This window comes from Methylobacterium isbiliense (assembly GCF_022179325.1).
Taxonomy (GTDB): domain Bacteria; phylum Pseudomonadota; class Alphaproteobacteria; order Rhizobiales; family Beijerinckiaceae; genus Methylobacterium; species Methylobacterium isbiliense.
Genome location: NZ_BPQQ01000054.1, coordinates 1 through 22,906 on the forward strand (window position 1 = coordinate 1; position 22,906 = coordinate 22,906).

Sequence of the window (22,906 nt, forward strand, 5' to 3'; positions counted from 1 at the left end):
GTCGTTCGGGGGCAACAACAGTTGTTTTGGTGTGACCTCGGCCGGGCCGGACCTCGTCTCATGCGTTCCGCATGAAGTGTGGACGAGCGTAAGGCCAAGGGTGCAGAGGGCGCCTGCCAATGGCAGGTGCCACGTCGGATCAGCCGACTCGGCGCATTCCGGCAAGAGCGGCCGGACCTACCCGCCCCACGGCGGTCGCCGTCCGTACACACCTGACATCAAGAGGAGGTCGCAATGGCGACGTTGCAGCTTGGCGATATGGTTCCCGACTTCACGGCTGAGACCACCGAGGGTCCGATCCGGTTCCATGCGTGGATCGAGGGATCCTGGGCTGTCTTGTTCTCGCACCCGAAGAACTTCACCCCCGTGTGCACGACCGAGCTCGGCGCGGTCGCCCGTCTCAAGCCCGAGTTCGATCGCCGGGGAATCAAGGTGATCGGGCTCTCGGTCGACCCGCTGCCCGAGCACCGCGCCTGGGCGGCTGACATCGCCGAAACCCAGGGGCACGCCCTCAACTTCCCGCTCATCGCGGACGCGGACCGCGCGATCACGAACCTGTACGGGATGATCCACCCGAACGCGAGCGACACCATGACGTTGCGCTCGGTCTACGTGATCGGGCCCGACAAGCGGCTCAAGCTCAGGATCGATTACCCGGCGAGCACGGGACGGAACTTCGCCGAGATCCTGCGGGCAATCGATTCGCTCCAGCTCACCGCCGAGCACGGTGTGGCGACCCCCGCCGATTGGCAGGAGGGGGAGGACGTCATCATCGTGCCCTCACTATCCGACGAGGAGGCCAGGACGCGCTTTCCGGGCGGCTGGAAGACCCTCAGGCCCTATCTTCGCGTCGTGCCCCAGCCGGGGCGCACCGGCCTGAGCAACCGCGAGCGGCGCAATCCCTAAGCCGGGAGAGCGTCTCTCGGATCGGCTCACAAGGAGGAGTGTTCAGATGATTTCGCAGATGTTGCAAAAGCTGTTCGGTATGGGTCGACGGGGCAATCGCCATGGCGGCAGCCATGGCGCCTCACGCGACCATGACGGCGGTCACGGCGTTGGCGAGAGAGGTTCCGATGACCGCCGTGGGCACGAGGGAGATCGCGCTCACGGCGCCGGTCATGGAGCTGATAACGGCGGCCACCGGGCTCGTAACCGCCACGATCAGCGCCATCGCTGAGAACGTCCGGGTCGTACACTCGAATGCAGGCGGGGCTCGCCGCTCCGCCTGCGGGGCCGGTTTCCCGGGGCGGATCAGTTCTGGGACACGATCTGACCGTTGGCGTCGACCTTGACCTTCTGGGTTCGGTCTCCGTTCGCGACGGTGATCTCGTACTGGACGGAATTGGCCTCGTGCTCGACCTCGGCGCCGACGGCCTTGCCGCCGGCCTTCTGCTCGGCCGCCGCGACCGCCTGCTTGAGGGACGTGCGGGCGTTCTGCACGTCGGCCGGCTTGAGGCGCTTGAAGAAGCCCTCGATTGGATGGTTCTCGCTCTTGATCACCTGCCCGGTATTGGCGTCGACATGGTGCTCGATGAGCTTGCCGTCGGTGCCAAGCACCTTGACCTCATACTGGGGAACATTGTTCTCGATCTCGAAGTCGACCTCGACGGCGCGGCCCTGGCCTTTGCTCTCCGCCGTCTCGATCGCCTGAGTGAGGGTGACCTTGGCGGCCTGCGCGGCCCGGTACTCGCTCGTGTGGCCCCGCGTGTTGGTGCCACGCGCCGTGCCTGATTCCGGCCTCGCGGTCGCGCCCGGACTTGGGGCAGCAGGCGGCGGGCTCGTCTGGGCAAGTGCGACGCTGGTGAACAGGGCAACGGCGCCGATTGCAACGCAGGGCTTCAACATGAGTCATCTCCTTGTGCTGGTTTGGAGCGGCGTGTCGGGCTGCGCTCACCAACGCGGCGCGGCCCCGGGCAGTTTCCACGGCCAACCCGGAGGGGTGGCGTCCCCGACCCGAGGGCGTAGCGGGCAAGGCCATCGATAGCGAGGGTGTGCTCTGCGCCAAGATGCCATCAGCGATTCTCACTTAAACAACACATACAACAGGACCGAATCACCTGTCCTCGCGGCGGAGTCCGCAGTCCTGAGAGGCGTTCGAACCGAAGGTGGAAACGATGGATGATCGCAAGACAGGCTACCCTCGCGGCCATACACGGCGCAGGCTCATGGTAGAACTGGTTATCGGGCTCGTGGCTCTGGCGGTTTTCTTCGTGGCGCTTGCATATTACCGCGGGTGGATTTGAGGTGTCCTCGATGGGCAATGCACGCCCTTGCCGACCCGAACGATCCGGGTAAACCACTGTAGGATGGATGAATGAGGGCTCAGCGGATCAGGACGTTCCGCCGATCGCCCCGCCACGAACTTTGCCTGTCGGCGCCTTCAGACCCAGCGAGACGCTTCGTCTTCGGTCGGCATGCGTCCGTCAGGCGTGAGCTGGTCGATCGTGTCGGGCAGGCTTTGACTCAGTTCAGACAGGACCTCGTTGTAGGGACGTCCCGTTTCACTCGCCAAGGACTGCAATGTGTCGCGTCCAATCGCACCTTCCAGCTCGGCCGGGCCGATGGCGCGATTGGGACCACGACCCACCCAAGAGTCGGCCGCATCGCCGTAGCCGTTCTGCTGCAGCCGTCTCATCAAGTCGCCGAGACCGCCATTCAGGAGCGTGCCAGCTGCTGCGCCGCCGAGCACGCCGCCCAAACCGCCCCTCAGCAGATCGCCGAGGCCGCCAGCGCCTCCCGTCGGCCGCCCTGCCGCGCCGCCGCCGAAGAGGCCGCCCAGAAGGTCGCCGAGCCCGCCGCCTCCAAGCGAGCCCGCGGTCTCGCCCGGGGGCTCGCGGCTTCCGCCCGGCGCGCGTTCTCCCGTAGCAGGCCCCAGTGGACGGCCGCCCGGTGTCCGGCCCAGCATGCGCGCAGGATTTGCGCAGCATCACCGGGCGTGGCCTGGCGGCGAGGATCGACGGCGAGCCCGTGTTCGTCGGCAAAAGCGAGTTGTTCACCGAGGTTGAGGGGCCGCCGCTTCCGCCGGCCGTGCAGACCACGATCGAGGGCCTTGAAGAGCAGGGGCGCACCACGATGGTGGTCCGGCGCGGCGAGCGCTACCTTGGCGCGCTCGGGCTGATGGACACGCCGCGCGAGCCCGCGACCCGCGTGGTCGCGCGGCTACGCGAGCTCGGCATCTCGCGCATGATCATGATCTCCGGGGACAACCAGCGCGTCGCGGATGCCGTGGCGCGGCAGGTCGGCATTGACGAGGCCTGGGGCGACCTGATGCCGGAGGACAAGGTCGAGGCGATCAAGAAGCTGCGCGCACAGCAGAAGGTGGCGATGGTGGGCGATGGCGTAAATGACGCTCCCGCCATGGCGAACGCGACGGTCGGGATCGCCATGGGCGCAGCGGGCTCGGACGTGGCGCTCGAGACGGCCGATGTCGCCCTCATGGCCGATGACCTCGAACACCTGCCCTTCGCGGTGGGCCTGAGCCGGCGCACGAGCGGCATCATCCGTCAAAACCTGTGGCTCAGTCTCGGCATGGTAGTCTTCCTGATTCCCGCGACGGTGCTCGGGCTCCAGATCGGGATCGCCGTCCTCTTCCACGAAGGTTCGACCCTTGTCGTCGTTGCCAACGCGCTGCGCCTGCTCGCCTACCGCGACCCGAGGGAGCGCCGCTCTTCAGCGGCGGTCCGAGCAGCGTGAGCCAAGGCGTTTGGGTTCCGCTACGGCTCAGCACCCGGCGGGCTCACATGGCCGGCTTGCTGATTTGCTCCGGCAACGACGGCGGGGGCGGGACAGTGACTTTGTGCTGCTCGAGGATGGACCAAGCCGCCTCCGCATTGCTCGCGAATTCGAAGATTCGCAACTCCTCTTCCGCAACCATACCCATGCTCAGCAGCTGCTCGAAGTTGACCACCCCGCGCCAGTAATCCTCGTTGACCAGGAGAATCGGGATCGGCACCGCCTTGCCGGTCTGCTTGAGGGTAAGGATCTCGAACAACTCGTCGAGTGTGCCGAAGCCGCCCGGAAACACGACCAGCGCATTGGCCCTCATGGCGAGGTGCATCTTGCGCATCGCAAAATAATGGAAGCGGAAGGTCAGCTCCGGAGTGGAGTACGGGTTGGGGTCCTGCTCGCGCGGCAGTGTAATGTTGAACCCGATCGAGGGCGCGCCCGCATCATGTGCTCCTCGGTTCGCCGCCTCCATCAACCCGGGACCGCCGCCCGTGGCGATGACATTGTCGCGAAGTCCTCCGTCCGGGTGTAGCGCGCCGCCGCGCTCGGAGACGATCCGCCCGAAGGCTCGGGCCTGCCGGTACCATTCCGCGTGCTGCGCTGGGCCGTCCTCGCGCACCCGCGCGCTTCCGAACACGACGATGGTGGAGCGCACGCCCCAGGCCCGCATGGCTTCCTCGGCCTTGGCGTATTCGAGGAGAAAGCGCACGCCGCGCATGGAGTCGCCGAGGAGGAACTCCTGGTCGAGCGCAGCCAGGCGATAGGACGCTGATTGCAGCTGGGCGCGATTGCCCTCGGCCTTCGACGGCGAAGTCATACGACGTAGGGCTCCCAGGTTAGACTGCTTTGGTAACGAGAACTCGTCCCGACCTGCCGGCCTCCACGCAAGGTCGGGCGAGGGAGGTTTGCGACTGGGATGGGCTCTCTGGCTCGATTGCTTCCTGCGGACAGGCTTCGAGTCGTGCTGCTCGCATTGGCGGCTTCATCGTGTTCCATAGGTCGTGGCATCCGGCGCCGGATTACAGAACCAGCACGCCTGTGTGTTTGGCCTTGTTCTCGGGCTCGACATGGATCGTGGTGACGGCATCCTCAATCTCCGCCTCAGCGCTCGTTCAAGGCGGTCACAGATCTCGTGCGCCTCCGCAATCAGCATCGTGCTCGGCACCACGAGGTGGAAATCGATGAACGTCATGCGCCCGGCATGCCGGGTCCGTACGTCGTGTGCCTCGATCGCGCCCCCCGCATGGGTCGAGATCACGTGACGGATGCGGGTGAGGATCTCCGGCGCGACGGCCTCGTCCATCAGGCCTGCGACCGACTCCTTCACAAGCCTCCAGCCGGACCAAAGGATGTTGATGGCCACCAGGGCGGCCAGACCGGGGTCAAAGACCTGCCATCCTGTCGCAAACACCAGGCCGACGCCGGCGAGCGTGCCGGCCGAGGTGATGACATCGGTCAAGAGGTGACGCCCATCAGCCTCCAGCGCCGTCGAGCGGCTCTTGCGACCGCCCCGGATGAGCACCCAGCTCCAAGCCGCGTTGATGAGGGTCGCCAGTCCGTTGAACGCTAGCCCCGAGAAAGAAGCGTCCAGCGGCTTCGGGCTGATGAACCCGAAGTAGGCTTCGCGCAGGATCGAGAGCGCGGCGAGCACGATCAGAACGCCCTCGAGCACCGCCGAGAGATACTCGGCTTTGTGATAGCCGTACGGGTGCCTGTGGCTCGCCGGTCGAGCAGCCAGGCGGACGGCCGTCAGAGCCGCGAGCGCGGTCACGAGACTGATGACGCTCTCCAGAGCGTCCGAGTAGAGCGCGATGCTGCCGGTCAGGTAGTAGGCCAGGAACTTGAGGCCGAGGACGACGACTCCAATCAGGATGCTTCCGATGGCGAGCTTCAATGTGATCGACATATCAGCGAGGCTTCCTTCAAGGCTCTTTGAAGACCGTTCTATTAAAGGGGCATTTGTCTCACAACCTCTTGATTCTATATGCAATTTGTTCGCAGAAACGGAGCGCGGGCATGGTGGAACGCCCATGGCGGGAAGAATTCCGTGGTGGCCGCCGGGGGCGACCCGATCCGCGTTTCCGCTGAGGAGCCGTCCGGCTGGAACGGCCCGCGCCGTTCCTGCTATGAAATGAGACCGAGCCCTGGCTTAAGCCACAGATCAAAGAACGTTGACATGCCCGAGCGGGTCGGCCTTACCCTGCACTGGATTGCGATGACAATGGACGCTCTCGGCGCGATCATCATTGTGGTGGGCGCGGTCGCCTCGACGGCTCTGTTCGTGTCCCAGGGCCTCCGGCACGGTCGGCGCAGTCATAATCGGCGCGGCTCAGACACCCACGGCCGAAAGCCTGGGCATTCTGGCGCTCATTTCGGCACGATGCACCGGGCGACCCTCGCCAGTGCGCGCGGTTCCGAGCAGGGCGCCCTCATTCAGCGGTGCGTCCACAGGTCGGCAATGTGCTCCGTCGCGGGATGCCCCGTCGTGTCAAGATGCCGCTTTGAACATGCATCGAACTCGGGACCAGTCGTCGTCATGATTATGCGCCTCAGCCCAGTTCCAGCCGGAGCCCAGGACAAGGTGGTTCGTCCGTTCCGCCAGATAACTCCGGTACGCGACGGGTCATTCTCGGGCTCCCCGAAACGCCGCTTCCCCTCAGAAAGAGCGGCCTCGTACTTCTGACCGGCCTCTGTCTCCGAGAGCGGGCGGCTGACCCAAAGGATGTGCTGTAGGCCCTCAACGGCACATACCTCGAGGACGACCTCCTCGGTGTCCCGCAATTCAGGTGGGACCCGATCCCGGAGGTAGATGAGCGCAGTGATGTTGCTCTCTCGCTGCGCCATGGAGGGACGTGGTATTTGATTCACGGGCCCCCAGGAAAACCCGAAGGGTGCCTCTTGTGCCGCAGCTTCTTCGGTTACAAGCGCGGTGATGAGGACGGACGACAGAACCAGGGCTGGACGTCTCACGGCACCCTCCTAATCGGGACGAGAACGTAGACATCCCAAGCTCAGAGCGGGAGCGGTCGCCGTTCTGCCGCGAGGCGCAGCCGTTGACCGATGAATTCGGGCGGACTGGCAAGGAGCGCTCTCATGTTTGAACAGGTTGAATGCTTCTTTCGACTCCGGGACCCGCGTCGCGAGAAGCGTCGGGTTTGTCGATGGTGTCGAGGTCAGGATGAAGAACATACAGGTCCTCGAGCGCTTTGCCCTCAAACTCACGATTTTTGCCGGCCTGTCGGCGGCTGCTCGCCACCGCGACTTCTGGCACCAGCTGTCGACACTCTTGTACGTTGCGGCCCTGCTGAATGTCGGAGTCGCCCTGGCGCGTCGCGAACGACCTACCGCCCCCACGCTCACATATTGGGACGAAGCGGTGCTGGCGCTCATGGCGGGGTTGCTGATTCGAATCCTCAATTAACCGTCCGACTCGTTCGGAGCTCCTGAGCGGAGCAACCGCCCGCGAGGTCGGCAGCATCTGATCGCTTGGTCCGGCGCGTGAGCCTTGCCGAGAATCTCGCTGCCCTAGGCAGCATGGCCGAGCGAATTCGTTCAATCCGTCTGCTGGCCTGTCCACGTCAGGAACACGCCGCTCTTGTGAGAGGGGGCGGGATCGAGGTCGACCAGCGCGGGCGGCACAGTCTCGAATCGTCGCCCGAGCCCTCCTCGCCAGTCCTCCTCGCGGAAGCCCCCTCGTCGCCAAAAGAGACGGTGTTCCCAAAGCTGCTCGTGCCCGAGTGGGTGCAGATACCAAGGGACGTAGGTGTAGAAATGGACCTGGTCGGGTCGGTATCCGCCGCCCTGGCCCAAAAGACGTTTCCACCACGGGGGTGTCTCAGCGCGGTTCGGTGCCAGCTGGCTCGTGTAAATCTCGGTCGCGAACTCCGCGGCGAAGTTTGATGGCACGGCGCCCTCCCCGAGATGCACGACGCAGACGTGCACGACCTCGACGGCGTGTTCCGCCGCCACGAGGTAAGTCGCGCTCCTGCCGGAGATCCGGCGCCGATGCCATCGCTCGAGCCGGCGCATTCGCCCGGGCGCGACCGGGTTGTGGAAGGCGTCGAGCCCCGCGGGGCAGGCCGGGGGCGGCCGGCTACGAACACGCTCAGCCCGATCGATGGCCTCGATCGCATCAGCGTAGCGCCCGTTGACATCCTCCCTGGTGCCCGACGGACCGACCGAGCGCAGCTTGAGCTCGTAGCCCCGCACCCGGGCTTCGGCCTTCGCCTCTCCGAACAGAAAGGCCTCGTAGTCGGACACGGTCCGAAACTGGGCGTCGTGGGCCTGATGCATGGCGTCGACCTCGACCCGCATCGCGTCGGGCGCGCCCCCGAGCTTCATGAGGTCGAACCGGCGGTGCGCCGCTTCGAAGCGCTCGGCCCAGCTCGGGTCATAGGTCGGCAGTTCCTTGATCAATGGGCGCACTCCCTCTTTGGGACAATCTGACCTGATCCGGGCGAAGATGCCAATCGCCCCGCAGCACCGTCGCGGGCCGATCAGGGTTTCAGGCGGGCGTCGGCCCATACCCACTGCGAGAGGCGCTCAGCCTGAGCCTGACCAGCTGGGGCGCTCGCCCGACTTGATAATTGCGGCAGCACGGGCCACCTCGGGCAATCGGGCTTGCTCCGCGGCCGCGGCCGTCGCGCCTCCATCGAAGGGCTTCGGCCCGGGCTCGCTCGAGCGCAGCAGGGCGCGGACACCCTCCTCCCCGAAGCGCCGCTCCACCGCGGCCGAGAACGCCTTTAGCTCCTCGAAGGCCCGTTCGGATCGGCTTCGATGCTGCTCCAGCTTCGCGCCCGCTCCGGGTCGTCCTTGGCGGTGGCGACAGCAGCCCGCGCCATGCGCTCCGCTCGGGCGCGCTCCTTTGGCCCCGGCCGGCACGAGGCCGACCTCGCCCCTGAATCGCCCAAGCCTGCCGGATCGGCCGAGAGCCGCTCAGCAGCGCTCGCGTGCCCGTCGCGCCACGATCAGCCGAACCGCGGGTGGTCTGAACCGCTGGGTGAGAATGCGCGATCTTCGAGAACGGCTTATCGTGCACAAGAGGCATGCGCGATACGCTCTTTTGGCCGCCGGAGGACTGGTCTATGTTCCTGGTGCAGAGCTTGGGAACATGGACGAGGCCTACACGAGGTATCTCGACTATTTTCGGAGCGGGCCCTACGCCCCGTATGTCAAGGAGTGTAGGCTCGCAGGCTCTGCACCCGTGTGCCTTTTCCACATCGGGCAGCCAGCCGGCGCCTTCCCTGATCCGCCTGTGCCCATGTTCGCCTTGCAGCTGATTGTCGGCGGCAAGGCCAGGATCGACTTCGATATGGGAGCGGGTCGCGGATCGGAACGATTGCGCGCCGGCCAGATCTATCTCGCGCCGCCTGGCACGCCAACCGATTACGTCTTGGACGACGCGTCTGAATTCCTGGTTGTCTCCGTCCCGGCAGCGTCTATGCAATCCGCGCTGTCTGAGACCTCACCTGGCTTGACCGACTTCGGGCGGCTGCACGCGGCACCGTTCCGGGACGTGTTTATTGAGGGCCTTTGCCAGCGGGTGTGGGAAGAGGGCGCCGAGGGCGGACCGCTCGGCACCCTTTTTGCCGATTATGCCGTGCTTGTCCTGGCCGCCGCGCTTCTTCGATTGACCGGACGACCGCTTCCGGTAGCACCGCGGTCGCAAGCTGGCCTGGCGCCCTGGCGCTTGCGGCGCGTCGCCGAATACGTCGACGAGAATTTGGGTCACGATCCTTCGTTAACAGACCTCGCGCAGGCTGCAGGCTTATCGCCCTGGCACTTCGCGCGAGCGCTCCGTCGGGCGACCGGCACGTCCCCCATCCGATACCTGCAGCGCTGTCGGATTGAGCGTGCCAAAGCGCTGCTCGCCGATACCGATCTCGCGACAGCCCAGATCGCGCTCGCAGTGGGTTTTAAGAACCAAGACCATTTTGCCCGGGTATTCCGACGCCTGGCCGGAGAAACACCAGCCACCTACCGGCAAGCTATGCGGCTCTGACGAAATTTCTGAGCACGCAGAGTCGGAAAACAGCACGGAGAGACAAGACAGAAGGCTGCGGGTTGCGGCAGCCTTAATGACCATCGGGGGAGTCCAAAGGCGCCTATCACGAATCCACCAAAGCTGCAGCCCCGGTGTCTCCATGACCAAATATCGTCCATGTGAATTTCATAAAAACCTCAGGCAAGCGCCTGCCAACTACATCAGCAGTGCAGCATAGCGCGTTATGAATGAGCCACTTCCATGAACGTCGACGACAAGGACGACAAGATCCTCGCGCTCATCCAGAAGAATAACTCGCTCACGCGGGAGCAAATCGGGCGCGAGGTCAACATGTCGCCTACGGGCGTCGTGAAACGGTTGAAGAAGTTGCACAAGAGCGGCCTTATCGAAGGCACCGTCGCGGTGCTCGATCTGAAGGCGATCGGCCCCTTCGTGAGTGCGCTGGTCTGGTGCTCGTTCGACCCGGATGGTCCGTCCACAGTCGACCAGTTCATGGAATGCGTGCTGCCCAGGGCCGAGATCACCAATGCGTGGGTTGTCACGGGCGAGGTCGACGTCGTCCTTCTGGTGATGAGCCGCACTCTGGACGAGTACGAGGCTGCGCTCCGCCGCTTGCAGGCCGATTTTCCGCAACTGAAGAACATAAGAACGCACGTGGTGCTGCGATGGTCAAAGCGCGGCCTTGCGATCCCGTTCTCGGCGGCAAGTTAGCCCACCCGGATCCCACCCAAGCGAATCGTGTCGCTCGAGCAACGCCCCAAAACTCTCGTGGTGGCGGGGGCAAGATTTCACTTTCGGTGACTTCAGGCGGCAGGGTTGTCACGATTCGTGACGCTACACCGCCAAAAATTCAGGGACCCTGACGGGAACCTTCGGCTACCCCTCTACGCCGGCACACCGCCTGAAGGGCGGGCAAACCGACGGGGGCTCCTATGCAACATACGCTCGAGCGGGTCCGATGATGCACCCGGGGGCATTCGTAGAGCTCGTCGAGCGCTGCGCACCGGCTGCTCCGGTGCGGCCCCTCGCTGCCTTCGTGCGCCAGGCGAGCGGGTGCGAGCCGCTCATGATGGCCATCGTCCAGAGCGGAAAGCCGCTCTCTGTTCACGCGACTTCCAAGCCGAACGCGACCGCCCCCTCGCCGATGCCGTCGAGCCCTGCTCACGCGAGGGGGGCGGCGCGGCTCATGGGCAAGGATCCGCGACGGCTCAGGTCGACGATGGCCGCCGCTCGGGCCCACGCACGCTGGGCAAAGGTCGAAGACGGACAGGCGCATGTCGACTGACGAAACGCGGCGGCGATTGACGCGCAAGCTGCGCGAAGAACTGGGTGAGCGAATCTGCGAGGCCTTGGACGATCCCAAGGTCATCGAGGTCCTCCTCAACGACGATGGCGCGCTGTTCGTCGAGCGCCTCGGCGAGCCTATGGCGAAGGTCGAGGACAGCTTCGATGCCAAGCGCGCGGAGGCCATCATCGGCACGATCGCGTCGTCGCTCTCCACGACCTGCACGCGCGAGAACCCGATCCTCTCCGGAGAAATGCCGATCCTGGGCGCGCGCTTCCAGGGGATGCTGCCGCCGGTCGTGGCGCGGCCGAGCTTTGCCATTCGCAAGAAGGCGTCGGCCGTGTTTCCGCTCGAGGCGTATGTCGCCGGTGGGATCATGACCCCGCACCAGGCGGACATCCTTCGCGCGGCCGTGCGCGATCGGCGCAACATCCTGGTTGTGGGCGGCACCGGCACAGGCAAGACCACGCTCACCAATGCCCTGCTCCGGGAGGTCGAGCGCCTGACGCCCGATCACCGCCTCGTCATCATCGAGGACACCGCCGAGATCCAGTGCGCGGCCGCGAACCGTCAGTTTCTGCGCACCTCCGACACGGTGAGCATGAACATGCTCCTGAAGGCGTCGATGCGCCTGCGACCCGACCGCATCATCGTGGGCGAGGTCCGCGATGGGGCCGCGCTCACCCTTCTGAAGTCCTGGAACACCGGCCATCCGGGCGGCCTCGCGACCGTTCACGCAAACGACGCGCGCGCGGCCCTCACCCGAATGGAGCAGTTGATCGGCGAGGCGAGCGAGCGGCCGATGCCGCACCTGCTCGCCGAGGCAATCAACATTGTGGTGTCGATTCAGCGCACCGAAACCTCGCGCCGGATCGAAGAGCTCGTCGCCGTGAACGGCGTGCGAGCCGGCGAGTACGTCTTCAACGACCTTACCCATCAGGAGCTTCGTGATGTCGCCTAAGACTGTGAACCTCGTTCTGTTCGCGCTGGTGGCCGTCCTGGCTGTCACGCTCGCCACCGACCCGGCCTTCGCCTCCTCGGGCGGCGGCCTGCCCTGGGAGACGCCGCTCAACAAGGTTAAGGACTCGCTCTCGGGTCCGGTCGCTCTGGCGGTTGGTGTGATCGCCTTTTTTGCTGGCGGCGCCATGCTGGTGTTCGGCGGCGAGATGACCGACTTCGCCCGTCGGGCCGCTCTCGTCGTGCTCGCCTGCGGCTTCCTCCTCGGCGGCTCGAACCTGCTCACCACGCTCTATGGCTCGACGTCCTCGTCGATCGGCGCCCCGACCGCGCCGATCTCCGCCCTGGCGGGGGCCGCTCATGGCTGAGCTGCGGCAGATCCCGATCTACCGCGCGCTGAACCGCCCGAACCTGCTGATGGGGGGCGATCGGGAGCTCGTCCTCGTGACGATCCTCTCGACCGTGTTCCTGATCGTGCTCTTGGCCTCCTGGTACACGGTCGTGATCGGGATCGTCGTCTGGTTCTTCGGCATGTGGGGCTTACGCTGGATGGCCAAGGCCGACCCCCTCATGCGGAACCTCTACTTGAGGCACATCAAGTACTCGCAGCACTACGACGCGAAATCCGGACCTTTCGTGAGAACCTGATCCATGCTGGCCCTCAAGCAATACCGTTCGCACAAGCGCGGGTTCTCGGACCTCTTGAACTACGCGGCCGTGGTCGAGGACGGCATCGTTCTCAACAAGGACGGCTCTCTGATGACGGCCTGGCAGTATGACGGGCCGGACACGGAGAGCGCCACGGCGCTCGAGCGCGACCATTTGAGCGCCCAGCTCAACGCCATCCTGGCTCGCCTCGGCACGGGCTACATGCTCCATGTGGACGCGATCCGCACGCCGGCGGTCAGCTACCCGGACCCGTTCCGGTCCGCATTCCCGGACTGGGTGTCTCGGGCAATCGACGACGAGCGCCGCGCCCGCTTCCAGGCCGCGGGTTCGTTCTTCGAGAGCCGGCACGTGTTCGTGCTCACCTACAACCCGCCCGACATGCGCGCCTCGAAGGTGGCGAGCATGATGTATACCGAGACCGGCGGGCGCCGCGAGAGCTACGCCGACGCGATGCTGCGCACGTTCAAGCGCACCTGCGAGGAGATCGAGAAGGCCCTCGACAACTTCTTCCGCGTCGAGCCGCTCGGCGCCGTGGAGGTGATGGACGATCAGGGCCGAAGGCTGGTCTTTGACCGGCTCCTGCAGCATCTTAACTTCTGCATCACCGGCAACGATCATCCGATCGCCCTGCCGCCGATCCCCATGTATCTCGATGCCGTTTTGGGCGACGAGTTCGTGTCGGCGATCACGCCCATGATCGGCGACAAGTATATCGTCGTGGTGGCGATCGACGGTTTCCCGAGCGACTCGCATTCCGGCATCCTGAACGTGCTCGACCAGTTGGCGATCCCCTATCGCTGGTCGACTCGCTTCATTGGCCTCGACAACATTGACGTCCAGAAGCACTTCGCCAAGCACCGCCGGAAGTGGGCGCAGAAGACCCGCTCCTTCCTGAACCAGGTGTTCAATCCGCACGGTGGCGTCGTCGATCAGGACGCCGTGACGATGGTCGGCGAGGTCGAGTCCGCGATGTCCGAGGCGGCCTCGAACCTCGTCACCTACGGCTATTACACGCCCAACATCGTCATTCACAGCACGGACCTGCATCAGGCGGAACAGGACGCGCAGGCCGTCCGCAAGGAACTTCAGCGCATCGGCTTTTCGGCCCGCATCGAGACCATCAACGCGACCGAAGCGTATCTCGGCTCCCTGCCCGGCCACGGCGTTCAGAACATCCGCCGGCCACTGATCCACACCTTCAACTTGGCCGACATGCTGCCGATCAACGCCGTGTGGGCGGGGCACGCGGTCAATCCGTGCCCGTTCTATCCGCCGGACTCGCCCCCGCTGATGCAGGTGGCCACGACAGGCTCGACCCCGATGCGGGTGAACCTGCACTCGGGCGATCTGGGCCACACGGCGATCTTCGGCCCGACCGGCTCGGGCAAGTCGACCCTGCTCGGCCTCATCGCGGCGCAGTTCCGGCGCTACCCCGAGGCGCAGGTGTTCGCGGTTGACAAGGGCCGCTCCATGCTGCCGCTGACGCTCGCCGTCGGGGGCAAGCACTATGACATCGGCGGCTCGGATGGGACGCTCGCCTTCTGCCCGCTCGCCAGCGTCGAGACCGACGCAGATCAGGCGTGGGCGGCCGAGTGGGTCTCGACGCTCGTGGAGTTGCAGAACGTCACGCTGACGCCGGAGCTCCGCAACGAGATCCAGCGCGCCCTCACCATCACGCGCCAGTCGCGGACGGCCAAGACGCTCTCCGATTTCCGCACCACGTTGCAGTCCAAGGAGCTGCGGGAGGCGATCGAGCCCTATACGATGGAAGGTCCGCTCGGGTCGCTCCTCGACAGCGAAGCCGACACGCTCGACTTCGAGGCGTTTCAGACCTTCGAGATCGAGGAGCTGATGGCGATGGGGGACCGGATCGTCATGCCGGTCCTGCTCTACCTGTTCCATCGCATGGAAGGCCGGCTCGAGGGCCAGCCGAGCCTCTTCATCATCGACGAGGCCTGGATCGCGCTTGGGCACCCAACCTTCCGCGACAAGGTCCGCGAGTGGCTGAAGGTGCTGCGCAAGGCGAACTGTGCGGTCGTTCTGGCGACGCAGTCTCTCAGCGACGCCGCGAGGTCAGGCATCGTCGACGTCATCAAAGAAAGCTGCCCGACCAAGATTTTCCTTCCGAACCATGCCGCGAAGGAGGCGGGGACGGTCGATTTCTACAGTGATTTCGGCCTCAACGAGCGTCAGATCGAGATCGTCGCGAGCGCCACGCCGAAGCAACATTACTACCTCGTCCAGCCCGACGGCCGGCGCTTGTTCGACCTCGCCCTGGGCCCGGTGGCGCTGAGCTTCGTCGGCGCGACCGGCAAGGACGACCTGCGCCGCGTGTGTGAACTCGAAGCCCGCTTCGGGTCCGATTGGCCGGCCCGCTGGCTCAACGAAAGGGGACTGTGACGTGCCGAGCCATCAGCTGAAGGCGGCTATGCTGGCCGCTGCCATCCTTGCCCCAGCCCACGCCGTTGCTGCGCCCGGCCTCGGCGTCGCGCCGGTCGGTCTCGTGCCCCCGAGCCTCGTCCAGCAGGCGCAGTTTGCGACCGAGTGGACGCAGATCATGAACAACGCGCAGTTGGTGCAGATGGGGGGCGAGCAGATCAGGCAATCGGCTCAATTCGCCCAGCAGATCACCAACCAGATCCAGCAAATCCAGAACCAGCTGCGAATGTACCAGACCATGCTGCAAAATACGGCGATGTTGCCGCAGCGGATCTGGGATCAAGCTCAGAGTGACATTGGCCGCTTGGCTCAACTGACCCAGCAGGGGCAGGGGCTCGCCTTCAGCATGGGGAACGTCGACAACGTGTTCCGGCAACGGTTCAGCAGCTACGACACCTTCCTGGGCCAAAACCTTACCGGCGGTTCGTTTTCCCAAGCCTACTCCTCGTGGTCGACCACGCAGCGCGACACGATCGCCAACACGCTCAAGACTGCGAACCTCACGGGCGACCAGCTCACGCTGGACGCGGACCTTCTCAAGCGGCTCCAGGGCCAGTCCGAGACGGCCGACGGCCAGATGCGGGCGCTCCAGGTCGGGCATTCCCTGGCGAGCCTCCAGGTCGACCAGATGCTCAAGCTGCGGGCCCTCATCGCACAGCAGACGGTGATGTTCGGCCAGGTGTTTGGCCGGCGGCAGGCCATCGAGGAACAGCAGCAGGCGGGCGATCGCAGGTATTTCCAGACCACGGCACCGGTCGGCATCGAAGGCGGAAAGGAATACTGATGAACCTCAAGATCATCGTTCTCGCGACGGTCGTCGTAGCAGGTCTCGGCGCTGCGGGCTTTTGGGCCTTCATGCAGGCGAAAACCGCGAGCGCCGAGGCGGCCTACTTCCGGAACGACCGGCCGGCCTGCCTCGACTGCGGGAAAGAATACTGACCGACCTCGCATCCCGGCGAGCGAGCAAGACGAGGACTTCGATGAGACGGCGTGCGAACCCGGCCCTTCCGGCGCTTTTCGCCCTCCTGGCACTGGCCATGTTCGTCGTCGCCATGCCTGCCGATGCGCACGCGCAGGCGGGCCAGGTCCTCGACTCGCTCGTCGACAGATTCCAGGCGGCGACCTCCAGGTGGGAGAGCGCCATCAAGTCGGCCGCCATCAGCCTCTTCTGGATTTTGGCGGCGATCGAGTTCGCCGTCAGCGCGATTTTCCTCGCGCTCTCCGGGTCGGGGATTCAGAACTTCGCCTCCGAGGTCGTCAAACGTATCCTGGTCGTCGGCATCTTCTACTTCATCCTCGACCAGGGCCCCGCGGTCGTCGATGCGGTCATCAAGAGCTTCCGGCAGATCGCCCAGAACGCGGGCGGCGTCGGGTTCAAGCCGTCCGACATCTTCAACGCCGGCGTGCAGGTCGCTCAGAAGCTCGCCGACAATGTTTCGTTCTGGACGGACAGCGGCAAGTCGGTCGCCCTTCTGATCGCCGCGCTCGTGGTTGTTGTGTGCTTCGCGCTCATTGCCGCGATCGTCATCGTGACCACGGTGGAGATGTGGATCGTGACCTATGCAGGCATCATCCTGCTTGGTTTCGGCGGCAGCGGCTTCACCAAAGACTATGCGATTAAGTATCTGACCTACGCCATATCGGTTGGCTTGAAGCTCATGGTCATGGGGCTCGTCGTCTCGATCGGTCAGTCGATCATCTCGGAGACGGTGAGGAACTTCAGCAACACCAGCAATACCGAAATCTACACCGTCGTGGGTGTAGCCATCGTGCTGCTCGCCGTCACCAAAGCCCTGCCCTCGATGCTTCAATCGGTCGTGGTGGGCTCGTCGGTCGGCAGCAACACCACGCTCCTGGGCGTGGCCGCCGGCGCCGCTGGCGCTGCGGTGGGCGCGGTGGCCGGCCCTGCGGCCGTGGGCGTTGCCGCCGCTCGGGGCGGCGGGAGCATCGGGCAGATGGCGGGCCGGGCGATCGGAGCGGTTGCCGGAGCGGCTTTCGACCGCGCGGCAAGCGTTCCAGGCTCCCGGATGGGCTCCGTGATGGGCAACGCGGCCTCAAGGCTCCGCCTGGGCAATCAGCAGGCCGCCCGCCTCTTAGGCCCGGGAAGCTCGTCCGGCGCACGCGCTACCGGCGCGTCGCAGCCGATGCTGACATCGGGGAGCGGGGGCGGCCGTCCGCCCTCGTCGCCCTCCGGCGGCGGGGCAGGACGAGGGGCGAGTGCCAGCTCCGGTTCCGACGGCGTGTCAACCCCGGCCGCCGGCGTGTCATCGGGTGGGACGAGCAGCCCGGCCGGTTTCGCAGGGCCAGCCGCGGCAACGGCCGGAGCCGGCTCTATGGGCGCGAACTCCGCCGCGCCGTCCGCGACTGGCCGCACCGTCCCGAGCACCACTGCTCCTGCTGGCGGCTCCCAGAGTCCGGGCGCGACGAGCGCAGCAGCAGCCGCTCGCGGCTTCTCGCCCAGGGAGGCTATAGCCGCTGCGGTGAGCATGTCGCAGACGGGCGGCGGGGCCGCGCCTGCGGCCAGCCAAGCGTCCGCTGGCTCACCAGGCCCGGCAGGAGAAGCGGGCGAGGGCGACGCTCTCCGGGACGCCGCATTGGCCGTCTCGACGGGTGCAACGCCCGCCATGTCCGAGACCTCATCTTCGGATGCTGCCGCCCGACCCCGCGTCCAGGCGGGCACCGAGGCGGTCCCGGCCACCTCCGGATCTCCGTCCAGTCGTCATGGCGTGGACGGTCGTTCGGCCGGCACTGCTCAATCTCTCAACACGGCGCTTCGTTCGGGTGCTCCGGCTGGCGGAGCACCGCCATCGGAGCGAGTGCCGTCCGCGGCCTATGTGAGCAGCGTACCGCCGCCGAAGTCGCGTCCGCTCGCCTTCACATCCACCAAGACCACAACGCCGCGTTCGTAGCGCGCGATCGATTCCAAGGGGCTTCTATGTCGCCGACGTCCTTGCCCGACTCTTATTCCCACGCTGCAGCCGAGAACCCCTATGTGGCGGCCAGGCGCGAGTGGAACGAGCGTTACGGCTCCTACATCCGGCAGGCCCGGATGTGGCAGATCATGGCCTTCCTATGCCTGGGGCTCGCCACCATGAGCACGGGCTACGCGCTCTGGATCAGGCAGAACACCACCTACCAGCCGTTCGTCATTGCGGTCGACAAGATCGGGATGCCGGTATTCGCCGGCTTCCCCGAGCGGATCGAGTATGCCGATCGCCGCGTCGTTCAGAACCTCCTCGGCGACTTCGTGACCAACTTTCGCTCGGTCACGACCGACGGGACCGTCTTGAAGCGCAACGTCGAGCGCCTCTACGGCTTCCTCATCACCGGCGATCCGGCGACCAACAAGATCACGAGCTACTTCCGGACGGAAGGCCAGGACCCCTTCGTTCGGGCGCTCACCGAAACGGTTTCCGTCCAGGTCCGTTCGGTCGTGCCGCTCTCCGAGACGAGCTACCAGGTCGATTGGATCGAGATCGTCCGCAAGCCGAACGGCGACGAGAGGAGCCGGATCGCCATGAAGGGCGTGGCCCAGGTGCAAATGATCCCGCCTCAATCCGAGGCGGTGATCCGGGCCAACCCAATCGGTCTCTACATCAAGGACTTCGACTGGGTGCAGCAGCTCTGAGCAGGGCGAGCAGCCAAGACCAACAAGAGCATAGGTGCGGGGCACTCCAACCATGAAGGCTATTGTTTCTGCGCTCGCCATCGTGGCGGTCGCGTCGACCAGCGCGGCCTGGGGTGCCGATTATGCGGCCGAGCCCGTCGAGCAGGATGGCGCCGTGGTCGCGCCGGCTGTTCAACTCACCGCGTCCGAGCAGGCAGCCGTGGCGCGCGCCAACCAATGGCGGACCAAGAAGGCGGTGCTGCGGACCGGTCCTGACGGCAAGGTCCTGTTCGCCTTCGGCCATTCCCAGCCAACGCTCGTGTGCGCCCCTTTGCAGGTCTGCGACATCGAGTTCGAGGCCGGCGAGATCGTCAAGGACGTGAACCTGGGCGACACCGTACGCTGGAAGATCGCGCCTGCGACCTCGGGCGGCGCCGGGCCGGGTGAGATTGCCCACCTTGTGGTCAAGCCGAACGGCGCCGGCCTGAACACCACCATGATCGTTACCACGAACCGACGTACCTATTCGATCCGCCTCAAGTCCGTGCGCGGCCCCTACATGGATCGGGTAGGGTTCGAATACCCTCCGGACAAGACCGTGGCGCAGGCCCGCGGGACCGGCCCCACCGGACGCCCCGTCGCGGCCGGCGAGGTCTATGACGATCGCTACGTCGCCAGCGGCAACGCCGCCTTCAAGCCGGTCCGCATCTACAACGATGGTGTCCGCACCGTCCTCGACATGCCGCTCTACATGCGCAGCCGCGAGGCTCCGGTCCTGCACGTCATTAACAGCGCCGGCGAGCAGCAGGTCGTCAACTACCGCCTCCAAGACGATCGCTACATCGTCGATCAGGTTTTTGACCGGGCGATCCTGGTGTCGGGCGTCGGGTGGAGCCAGGAGCGGGTAACGATCACCCGCGGCGAGCAGGACCCGGTGGCGGCCTTCTTCACGCGGATCTTCAACTAACCCCAGTCTCACTCGACGCCATTTCGGGCCGGGCTCGACCGCGGCGGGCGTCTCCAACACGAGGTCAACCATGAGCGCCACAGCCAATCCGACCGTCATCCAGGGAGCGGCTTCGCAGAACGCCCGCCCACAGAAGGCGCCCGTGCGGCGTCTTAATCGCATTCCGCTTCTCATCACGGTTGGCCTGGGCACCGCGGTCACGGCGGCCGCGGTCAGCGTGGCGATCGACCGCTCGAACCGGCGGACGGTCGAGGCTCCGAAGGCCATGGGCGGCCAGAGCACGGAGGCCATCAGCCGTAGCCTCACAGCCGGGCGCCCTGATGGGACGATCGGGGCCCGTCAGGTCGCGGCCCCACCTTCTCCAGCACCGCAGACGATCGTGAGTCCTGAAGGCACCGTTCAGCCCCCGATCACCAGGCAGGCGATGACGGCTTCGACCGCGACTGATCCCATGGAGGAGATGAAGAAGCGCATGGCGCTCCAGCGAGCCGAGCGGCTCGAGCAGGAGCGCCAGCGGATCGAGCTGGCGACGATCCAGGGCCACGAGGAGGCGCTCGGCTCGCCGACCTTGATCGACATGGCGCGCGGCAGCTATGCGCGCACCGCGGATCGCGTCCGCAACGGGATGGTCCCCGGCGGTTCGGCCGTGAGGAGTGGCGTGGTGGCGGCTGCTCCGGCCCCCCGCACGGGGCCGACCAGCGCCGGCGTAGCGCCGCCGGCGCCCACCGTTCGCACGGCTTGGGCGAGTGGAAGCGGCGGCGGCATGGCCCTCCCCTCGGGGCAGGGCTTCTCGGGCGCCGGTGGGTCCGGCATTGCCGGCGGCTTGGGCAGCGAATTCACGGGCTCCACCGGCTCAACGGGCTACGGGGGCGGCTATGGTGGAGGATACGGCGGGGCCTTTGGGGGAGGATATGGCGGCAGCGCCGGCGGCGGCCTCTCGCCGGCCTATCTCGGCGCGCTGCAACAGGCGCAGTTTGTCCAGCAGGACCCGAACGGCCAGTCCGGCAAGCTGGGCTTCCTGACCCAACAGACGGATGCGCAAGGCTATCTGGCTCATCTCGTCCAGCAGCCCTTGTCGCCCTACGAGCTGAAGAAGGGCTCTGTGATTCCGGCGACGATGATTACCGGCGTCAACTCCGACCTGCCGGGGCGGATGATCGCGCAGGTGAACCAGAACGTCTATGACAGCGCGACCGGCCGTTACCTTCTGATCCCACAAGGCTCGCGCCTGTTCGGCCGCTACGACTCCGGGGTCACCTACGGCCAGGAGCGGGTGCTCGTGGTCTGGACCGACCTGACTTTCCCGGACGGCTCGACGCTCCACCTCGGCAGCATGGCCGGCACCGACGGGGCAGGTTACGGCGGCTTCGCCGATCGGGTCGACAATCACGAGCTGCGGACCTACGGCTCCGCGCTTCTCCTGAGCCTTGTCGGCGCCGGCAGCGAGTACGCGATCGCGACCGCGCGCAATCCCGGTGCCGGCGGTGTTTCGATCTCACTCGGGCAGGCTGGCATCGAGAACACCGCCTCGACTTTCGGCAGCGTGGTGCGCCAGTCGTTCCAGAAGAACCTCAACATTCAGCCGACCATCGAAGTGCGTCCCGGCTATCGCTTCAATGTGATCGTCGAGAAAGACATCGTGTTCCCGCCCTACGCCCAATGACGAGTGCAGTCCGATGATCGACAACCTGACACCTGATCGTGCGAGCCGTCTCGCCCTCTCCTGATGGATCGAAATGCCATGGATTTCGACGCGAACTACATCAAACAGTGCGTGGCTCCGGGCATTGAACCGGCCGCGATCGAGGAACTCATCAACGAGACCTCGGGCTACAACGAGCTCGCGCTGAAGATCGTGACCAAGGACGGCCGCAAGGCGATGGTCGTTCGCCAGCCCACCACCAATGCAGCGATGGTCCAGGCCGTCACGAGCTACATCGGCGCCGGAGCCGACGTGCGGTTTGGGCTCTTGCTCGTTCCGGCCCGTCTCCTCCCCGAGCTGAAGGTCTCGGTCGCGCAAGCGATTGAACCTTGTACGAACATCCGCATCGGGTCGCTCCTGTACCAGCGCGCCCGCGAGATGGTCTCGGCCTCCGTGCGAGATCCGCGTGATCTGCCCCTCGCGACGGTGCGGACCTACGTGACGGGTACGTACAACGGGGCTCCGATCGAGGGCTTGACCCCCTCGGTTCCGGTCGTGGTCGCCAAGCCCCCGCCGCGCGAGTTCGAGCGGAGGGAGACAGCTGGCTCTGGCGATCGTGAGCCGCGCCGGGTCGCGGAAGCCTTTGCGTCCTCCGGCCCTGAACCCGCTGATGTTGCTCCCAAGCCGGCCCGGGGGGCGAGCGCCCCGCCTGTGCCGCCGACCATGTTCGAGGTCACCTCGGCGCCCATGACGATCGACCTCAGCCGGTTCCGCGAGGCCCGCTGAGACCAGGCCCCCAGTGTCGCAGCAGGTTATACAACGTAACGCCCCTCCCCGAGCCACCGATCGGCGGCTCGGCCTGCCCGATACCAGCTCGCTCCCAGGGTCGCGCTCGTGCCCCACCAACTACGCCGCCTCAGAAACGTGAATTTCGACTGCAAGGCCGGCCTGAGCCGCGAGGTTGACCAGGGCGTCCAGCGAGAACTTGCTGATCTTTCCCGAGAGAAGGTCGCTGATCCGCGGCCGGGTGATCCCGAGCCGCTTGGCGGCCGCTTCTTGCGTCAGGCCCCAGCTCCCGATCGCCCGTTGCAAGGCGATCAGTAGATCAGACCGGGCCGTCATGTTGGCCGCCTCGGCCGGCGTATCGGTGAGCGCATCCCACACGTTGTCGAAGGATTGAATCTCCATCGCTCCTACTCCTTCATCTCTCGAAGTCGCTTAGCGGCGAGCTCGATATCCCGTTGCGGCGTTTGCTGCGTCTTCTTCTGAAAGGCGTGTAACACCGCGATCCGGTCCGGGAGGGTGGCCAAGTAAACCACCCGAAACGCGCCCGAGGCCTCACGCACCCGAAGCTCACGAACTCCTGGACCAACCTCCTTCAGCGGCTTCCAGTCGGCCGGATCCTCACCCTCCTGGGCCCGTCGCAGCTGAAAACCCACTTCCGATCGGGCTTCCGCAGGAAACTCCCGAATACGGGCAAGACTGTCTCCCAAAAAGTCGAGTCGCTTCACACGGCGCAATGTATCGAAACCGATACGGCCCGGCAAGCATGTTTCTTCACGTGAACATGTGACCAAGTCACGTGGGGGCTGGGGTCATCGCAGAATGTG

At 65.6% G+C, this 22,906-nt stretch carries 22 protein-coding genes and 2 pseudogenes; 16 read left to right on the top strand and 8 right to left on the bottom strand.

Features of this window, described 5'->3' with window-relative positions:
- The first annotated feature begins 234 nt into the window (after positions 1-234).
- Positions 235-906 (top strand): peroxiredoxin, encoded by a 672-nt coding sequence (locus tag MFF61_RS21620; RefSeq protein ID WP_238238357.1) that lies wholly within the window; start codon positions 235-237, stop codon positions 904-906.
- Positions 907-1,027: 121 nt separating this feature from the next.
- Here MFF61_RS21620 and MFF61_RS21625 read toward each other — a convergent pair whose 3' ends face one another.
- The 3 genes from MFF61_RS21625 to MFF61_RS21635 form a co-directional block, all read right to left on the bottom strand.
- The gene (locus tag MFF61_RS21625; protein ID WP_238238368.1) at positions 1,028-1,171 is read right to left on the bottom strand and encodes a hypothetical protein; all 144 of its coding nucleotides are present in this window, start codon (positions 1,169-1,171) and stop codon (positions 1,028-1,030) included.
- 80 nt (positions 1,172-1,251) lie between these two features.
- Complete coding sequence (locus MFF61_RS21630; RefSeq protein ID WP_238238372.1) at positions 1,252-1,845, bottom strand: PepSY domain-containing protein; 594 nt, start codon at positions 1,843-1,845, stop codon at positions 1,252-1,254.
- A 535-nt stretch (positions 1,846-2,380) separates the two neighbouring features.
- A complete protein-coding gene (locus MFF61_RS21635; RefSeq protein WP_238238375.1) occupies positions 2,381-2,905 on the bottom strand; it encodes a YidB family protein in 525 nt (174 codons plus the stop codon).
- 2 nt (positions 2,906-2,907) lie between these two features.
- Here MFF61_RS21635 and MFF61_RS21640 point away from each other — a divergent pair.
- A pseudogene (locus tag MFF61_RS21640) lies at positions 2,908-3,693 on the top strand (HAD-IC family P-type ATPase); the annotation flags it as partial.
- A 43-nt stretch (positions 3,694-3,736) separates the two neighbouring features.
- On the opposite strand, the gene MFF61_RS21645 reads toward MFF61_RS21640, so the two are convergent.
- Positions 3,737-4,543 carry an LOG family protein gene (locus MFF61_RS21645; RefSeq protein WP_238238378.1) on the bottom strand — a complete coding sequence of 269 codons (807 nt, stop codon included), beginning with the start codon at positions 4,541-4,543 and terminating at the stop codon, positions 3,737-3,739.
- 202 nt (positions 4,544-4,745) lie between these two features.
- Positions 4,746-5,632: pseudogene (locus MFF61_RS21650) on the bottom strand (cation diffusion facilitator family transporter).
- A gap of 1,272 nt (positions 5,633-6,904) precedes the next feature.
- Here MFF61_RS21650 and MFF61_RS21655 point away from each other — a divergent pair.
- Complete coding sequence (locus MFF61_RS21655) at positions 6,905-7,147, top strand: hypothetical protein (protein WP_238238380.1); 243 nt, start codon at positions 6,905-6,907, stop codon at positions 7,145-7,147.
- Positions 7,148-7,278: 131 nt separating this feature from the next.
- Here the strand turns inward: MFF61_RS21655 and MFF61_RS21660 are convergent, their stop codons facing one another.
- On the bottom strand, positions 7,279-8,142 hold the full coding sequence (locus MFF61_RS21660) for a hypothetical protein (RefSeq protein WP_238238382.1): 864 nt from the start codon (positions 8,140-8,142) through the stop codon (positions 7,279-7,281).
- Between the two features lie 694 nt (positions 8,143-8,836).
- Here MFF61_RS21660 and MFF61_RS21665 point away from each other — a divergent pair.
- The 13 genes from MFF61_RS21665 to MFF61_RS21725 all read left to right on the top strand — a co-directional run bounded on the left by MFF61_RS21665 (position 8,837) and on the right by MFF61_RS21725 (position 22,082).
- On the top strand, positions 8,837-9,727 hold the full coding sequence (locus MFF61_RS21665) for a helix-turn-helix transcriptional regulator (RefSeq protein WP_238238385.1): 891 nt from the start codon (positions 8,837-8,839) through the stop codon (positions 9,725-9,727).
- A gap of 243 nt (positions 9,728-9,970) precedes the next feature.
- Complete coding sequence (locus tag MFF61_RS21670; protein WP_238238387.1) at positions 9,971-10,441, top strand: Lrp/AsnC family transcriptional regulator; 471 nt, start codon at positions 9,971-9,973, stop codon at positions 10,439-10,441.
- A gap of 563 nt (positions 10,442-11,004) precedes the next feature.
- Complete coding sequence (gene trbB, locus MFF61_RS21675) at positions 11,005-11,976, top strand: P-type conjugative transfer ATPase TrbB (RefSeq protein WP_238238389.1); 972 nt, start codon at positions 11,005-11,007, stop codon at positions 11,974-11,976.
- The gene (locus MFF61_RS21680) at positions 11,966-12,340 is read left to right on the top strand and encodes a TrbC/VirB2 family protein (protein ID WP_238238392.1); all 375 of its coding nucleotides are present in this window, start codon (positions 11,966-11,968) and stop codon (positions 12,338-12,340) included. The genes trbB and MFF61_RS21680 overlap by 11 nt, the downstream gene beginning before the upstream one ends.
- Positions 12,333-12,620 (top strand): conjugal transfer protein TrbD, encoded by a 288-nt coding sequence (gene trbD / locus MFF61_RS21685; RefSeq protein ID WP_238238403.1) that lies wholly within the window; start codon positions 12,333-12,335, stop codon positions 12,618-12,620. The genes MFF61_RS21680 and trbD overlap by 8 nt, the downstream gene beginning before the upstream one ends.
- A 3-nt stretch (positions 12,621-12,623) precedes the next feature.
- The gene (locus MFF61_RS21690; protein ID WP_238238414.1) at positions 12,624-15,041 is read left to right on the top strand and encodes a VirB4 family type IV secretion/conjugal transfer ATPase; all 2,418 of its coding nucleotides are present in this window, start codon (positions 12,624-12,626) and stop codon (positions 15,039-15,041) included.
- 1 nt (position 15,042) lies between these two features.
- On the top strand, positions 15,043-15,864 hold the full coding sequence (trbJ, locus tag MFF61_RS21695) for a P-type conjugative transfer protein TrbJ (RefSeq protein ID WP_238238425.1): 822 nt from the start codon (positions 15,043-15,045) through the stop codon (positions 15,862-15,864).
- Positions 15,864-16,019: a flagellar basal body-associated FliL family protein gene (locus MFF61_RS21700; RefSeq protein ID WP_238238428.1), complete on the top strand. Its 156-nt coding sequence runs from the start codon at positions 15,864-15,866 to the stop codon at positions 16,017-16,019. Before trbJ ends, MFF61_RS21700 begins: the two co-directional genes overlap by 1 nt.
- Positions 16,020-16,060: 41 nt before the next feature.
- On the top strand, positions 16,061-17,989 hold the full coding sequence (gene trbL, locus MFF61_RS21705) for a P-type conjugative transfer protein TrbL (protein WP_238238430.1): 1,929 nt from the start codon (positions 16,061-16,063) through the stop codon (positions 17,987-17,989).
- An 83-nt stretch (positions 17,990-18,072) separates the two neighbouring features.
- On the top strand, positions 18,073-18,708 hold the full coding sequence (locus MFF61_RS21710) for a VirB8/TrbF family protein (RefSeq protein ID WP_306423409.1): 636 nt from the start codon (positions 18,073-18,075) through the stop codon (positions 18,706-18,708).
- A gap of 52 nt (positions 18,709-18,760) precedes the next feature.
- Positions 18,761-19,654 carry a P-type conjugative transfer protein TrbG gene (gene trbG, locus MFF61_RS21715; RefSeq protein WP_238238435.1) on the top strand — a complete coding sequence of 298 codons (894 nt, stop codon included), beginning with the start codon at positions 18,761-18,763 and terminating at the stop codon, positions 19,652-19,654.
- 70 nt (positions 19,655-19,724) lie between these two features.
- Complete coding sequence (locus MFF61_RS21720; protein ID WP_238238437.1) at positions 19,725-21,317, top strand: TrbI/VirB10 family protein; 1,593 nt, start codon at positions 19,725-19,727, stop codon at positions 21,315-21,317.
- Between the two features lie 78 nt (positions 21,318-21,395).
- Complete coding sequence (locus MFF61_RS21725; RefSeq protein WP_238238441.1) at positions 21,396-22,082, top strand: lysozyme family protein; 687 nt, start codon at positions 21,396-21,398, stop codon at positions 22,080-22,082.
- A 120-nt stretch (positions 22,083-22,202) separates the two neighbouring features.
- Here MFF61_RS21725 and MFF61_RS21730 read toward each other — a convergent pair whose 3' ends face one another.
- Together MFF61_RS21730 and MFF61_RS21735 are read right to left on the bottom strand one after the other, a co-directional pair.
- Positions 22,203-22,484, bottom strand: a complete 282-nt coding sequence (locus MFF61_RS21730; RefSeq protein WP_238238443.1) for a helix-turn-helix domain-containing protein — start codon at positions 22,482-22,484, stop codon at positions 22,203-22,205.
- 5 nt (positions 22,485-22,489) lie between these two features.
- Complete coding sequence (locus MFF61_RS21735; RefSeq protein ID WP_238238446.1) at positions 22,490-22,807, bottom strand: type II toxin-antitoxin system RelE/ParE family toxin; 318 nt, start codon at positions 22,805-22,807, stop codon at positions 22,490-22,492.
- Positions 22,808-22,906: the final 99 nt, after the last annotated feature.

What these genes read in the sequence shown, in the direction of transcription:
- MFF61_RS21620 (WP_238238357.1), top strand. Translation starts at nt 235, where the DNA reads ATGGCGACGTTGCAGCTTGGCGATATGGTTCCCGACTTCACGGCTGAG.
- MFF61_RS21625 (WP_238238368.1), bottom strand. Translation starts at nt 1,171, where the DNA reads ATGGCGCTGATCGTGGCGGTTACGAGCCCGGTGGCCGCCGTTATCAGC.
- MFF61_RS21630 (WP_238238372.1), bottom strand. Translation starts at nt 1,845, where the DNA reads ATGTTGAAGCCCTGCGTTGCAATCGGCGCCGTTGCCCTGTTCACCAGC.
- MFF61_RS21635 (WP_238238375.1), bottom strand. Translation starts at nt 2,905, where the DNA reads ATGCTGGGCCGGACACCGGGCGGCCGTCCACTGGGGCCTGCTACGGGA.
- MFF61_RS21645 (WP_238238378.1), bottom strand. Translation starts at nt 4,543, where the DNA reads ATGACTTCGCCGTCGAAGGCCGAGGGCAATCGCGCCCAGCTGCAATCA.
- MFF61_RS21655 (WP_238238380.1), top strand. Translation starts at nt 6,905, where the DNA reads ATGAAGAACATACAGGTCCTCGAGCGCTTTGCCCTCAAACTCACGATT.
- MFF61_RS21665 (WP_238238385.1), top strand. Translation starts at nt 8,837, where the DNA reads ATGGACGAGGCCTACACGAGGTATCTCGACTATTTTCGGAGCGGGCCC.
- MFF61_RS21670 (WP_238238387.1), top strand. Translation starts at nt 9,971, where the DNA reads ATGAACGTCGACGACAAGGACGACAAGATCCTCGCGCTCATCCAGAAG.
- trbB (WP_238238389.1), top strand. Translation starts at nt 11,005, where the DNA reads ATGTCGACTGACGAAACGCGGCGGCGATTGACGCGCAAGCTGCGCGAA.
- MFF61_RS21680 (WP_238238392.1), top strand. Translation starts at nt 11,966, where the DNA reads ATGTCGCCTAAGACTGTGAACCTCGTTCTGTTCGCGCTGGTGGCCGTC.
- trbD (WP_238238403.1), top strand. Translation starts at nt 12,333, where the DNA reads ATGGCTGAGCTGCGGCAGATCCCGATCTACCGCGCGCTGAACCGCCCG.
- MFF61_RS21690 (WP_238238414.1), top strand. Translation starts at nt 12,624, where the DNA reads ATGCTGGCCCTCAAGCAATACCGTTCGCACAAGCGCGGGTTCTCGGAC.
- MFF61_RS21700 (WP_238238428.1), top strand. Translation starts at nt 15,864, where the DNA reads ATGAACCTCAAGATCATCGTTCTCGCGACGGTCGTCGTAGCAGGTCTC.
- trbL (WP_238238430.1), top strand. Translation starts at nt 16,061, where the DNA reads ATGAGACGGCGTGCGAACCCGGCCCTTCCGGCGCTTTTCGCCCTCCTG.
- trbG (WP_238238435.1), top strand. Translation starts at nt 18,761, where the DNA reads ATGAAGGCTATTGTTTCTGCGCTCGCCATCGTGGCGGTCGCGTCGACC.
- MFF61_RS21720 (WP_238238437.1), top strand. Translation starts at nt 19,725, where the DNA reads ATGAGCGCCACAGCCAATCCGACCGTCATCCAGGGAGCGGCTTCGCAG.
- MFF61_RS21725 (WP_238238441.1), top strand. Translation starts at nt 21,396, where the DNA reads ATGGATTTCGACGCGAACTACATCAAACAGTGCGTGGCTCCGGGCATT.
- MFF61_RS21730 (WP_238238443.1), bottom strand. Translation starts at nt 22,484, where the DNA reads ATGGAGATTCAATCCTTCGACAACGTGTGGGATGCGCTCACCGATACG.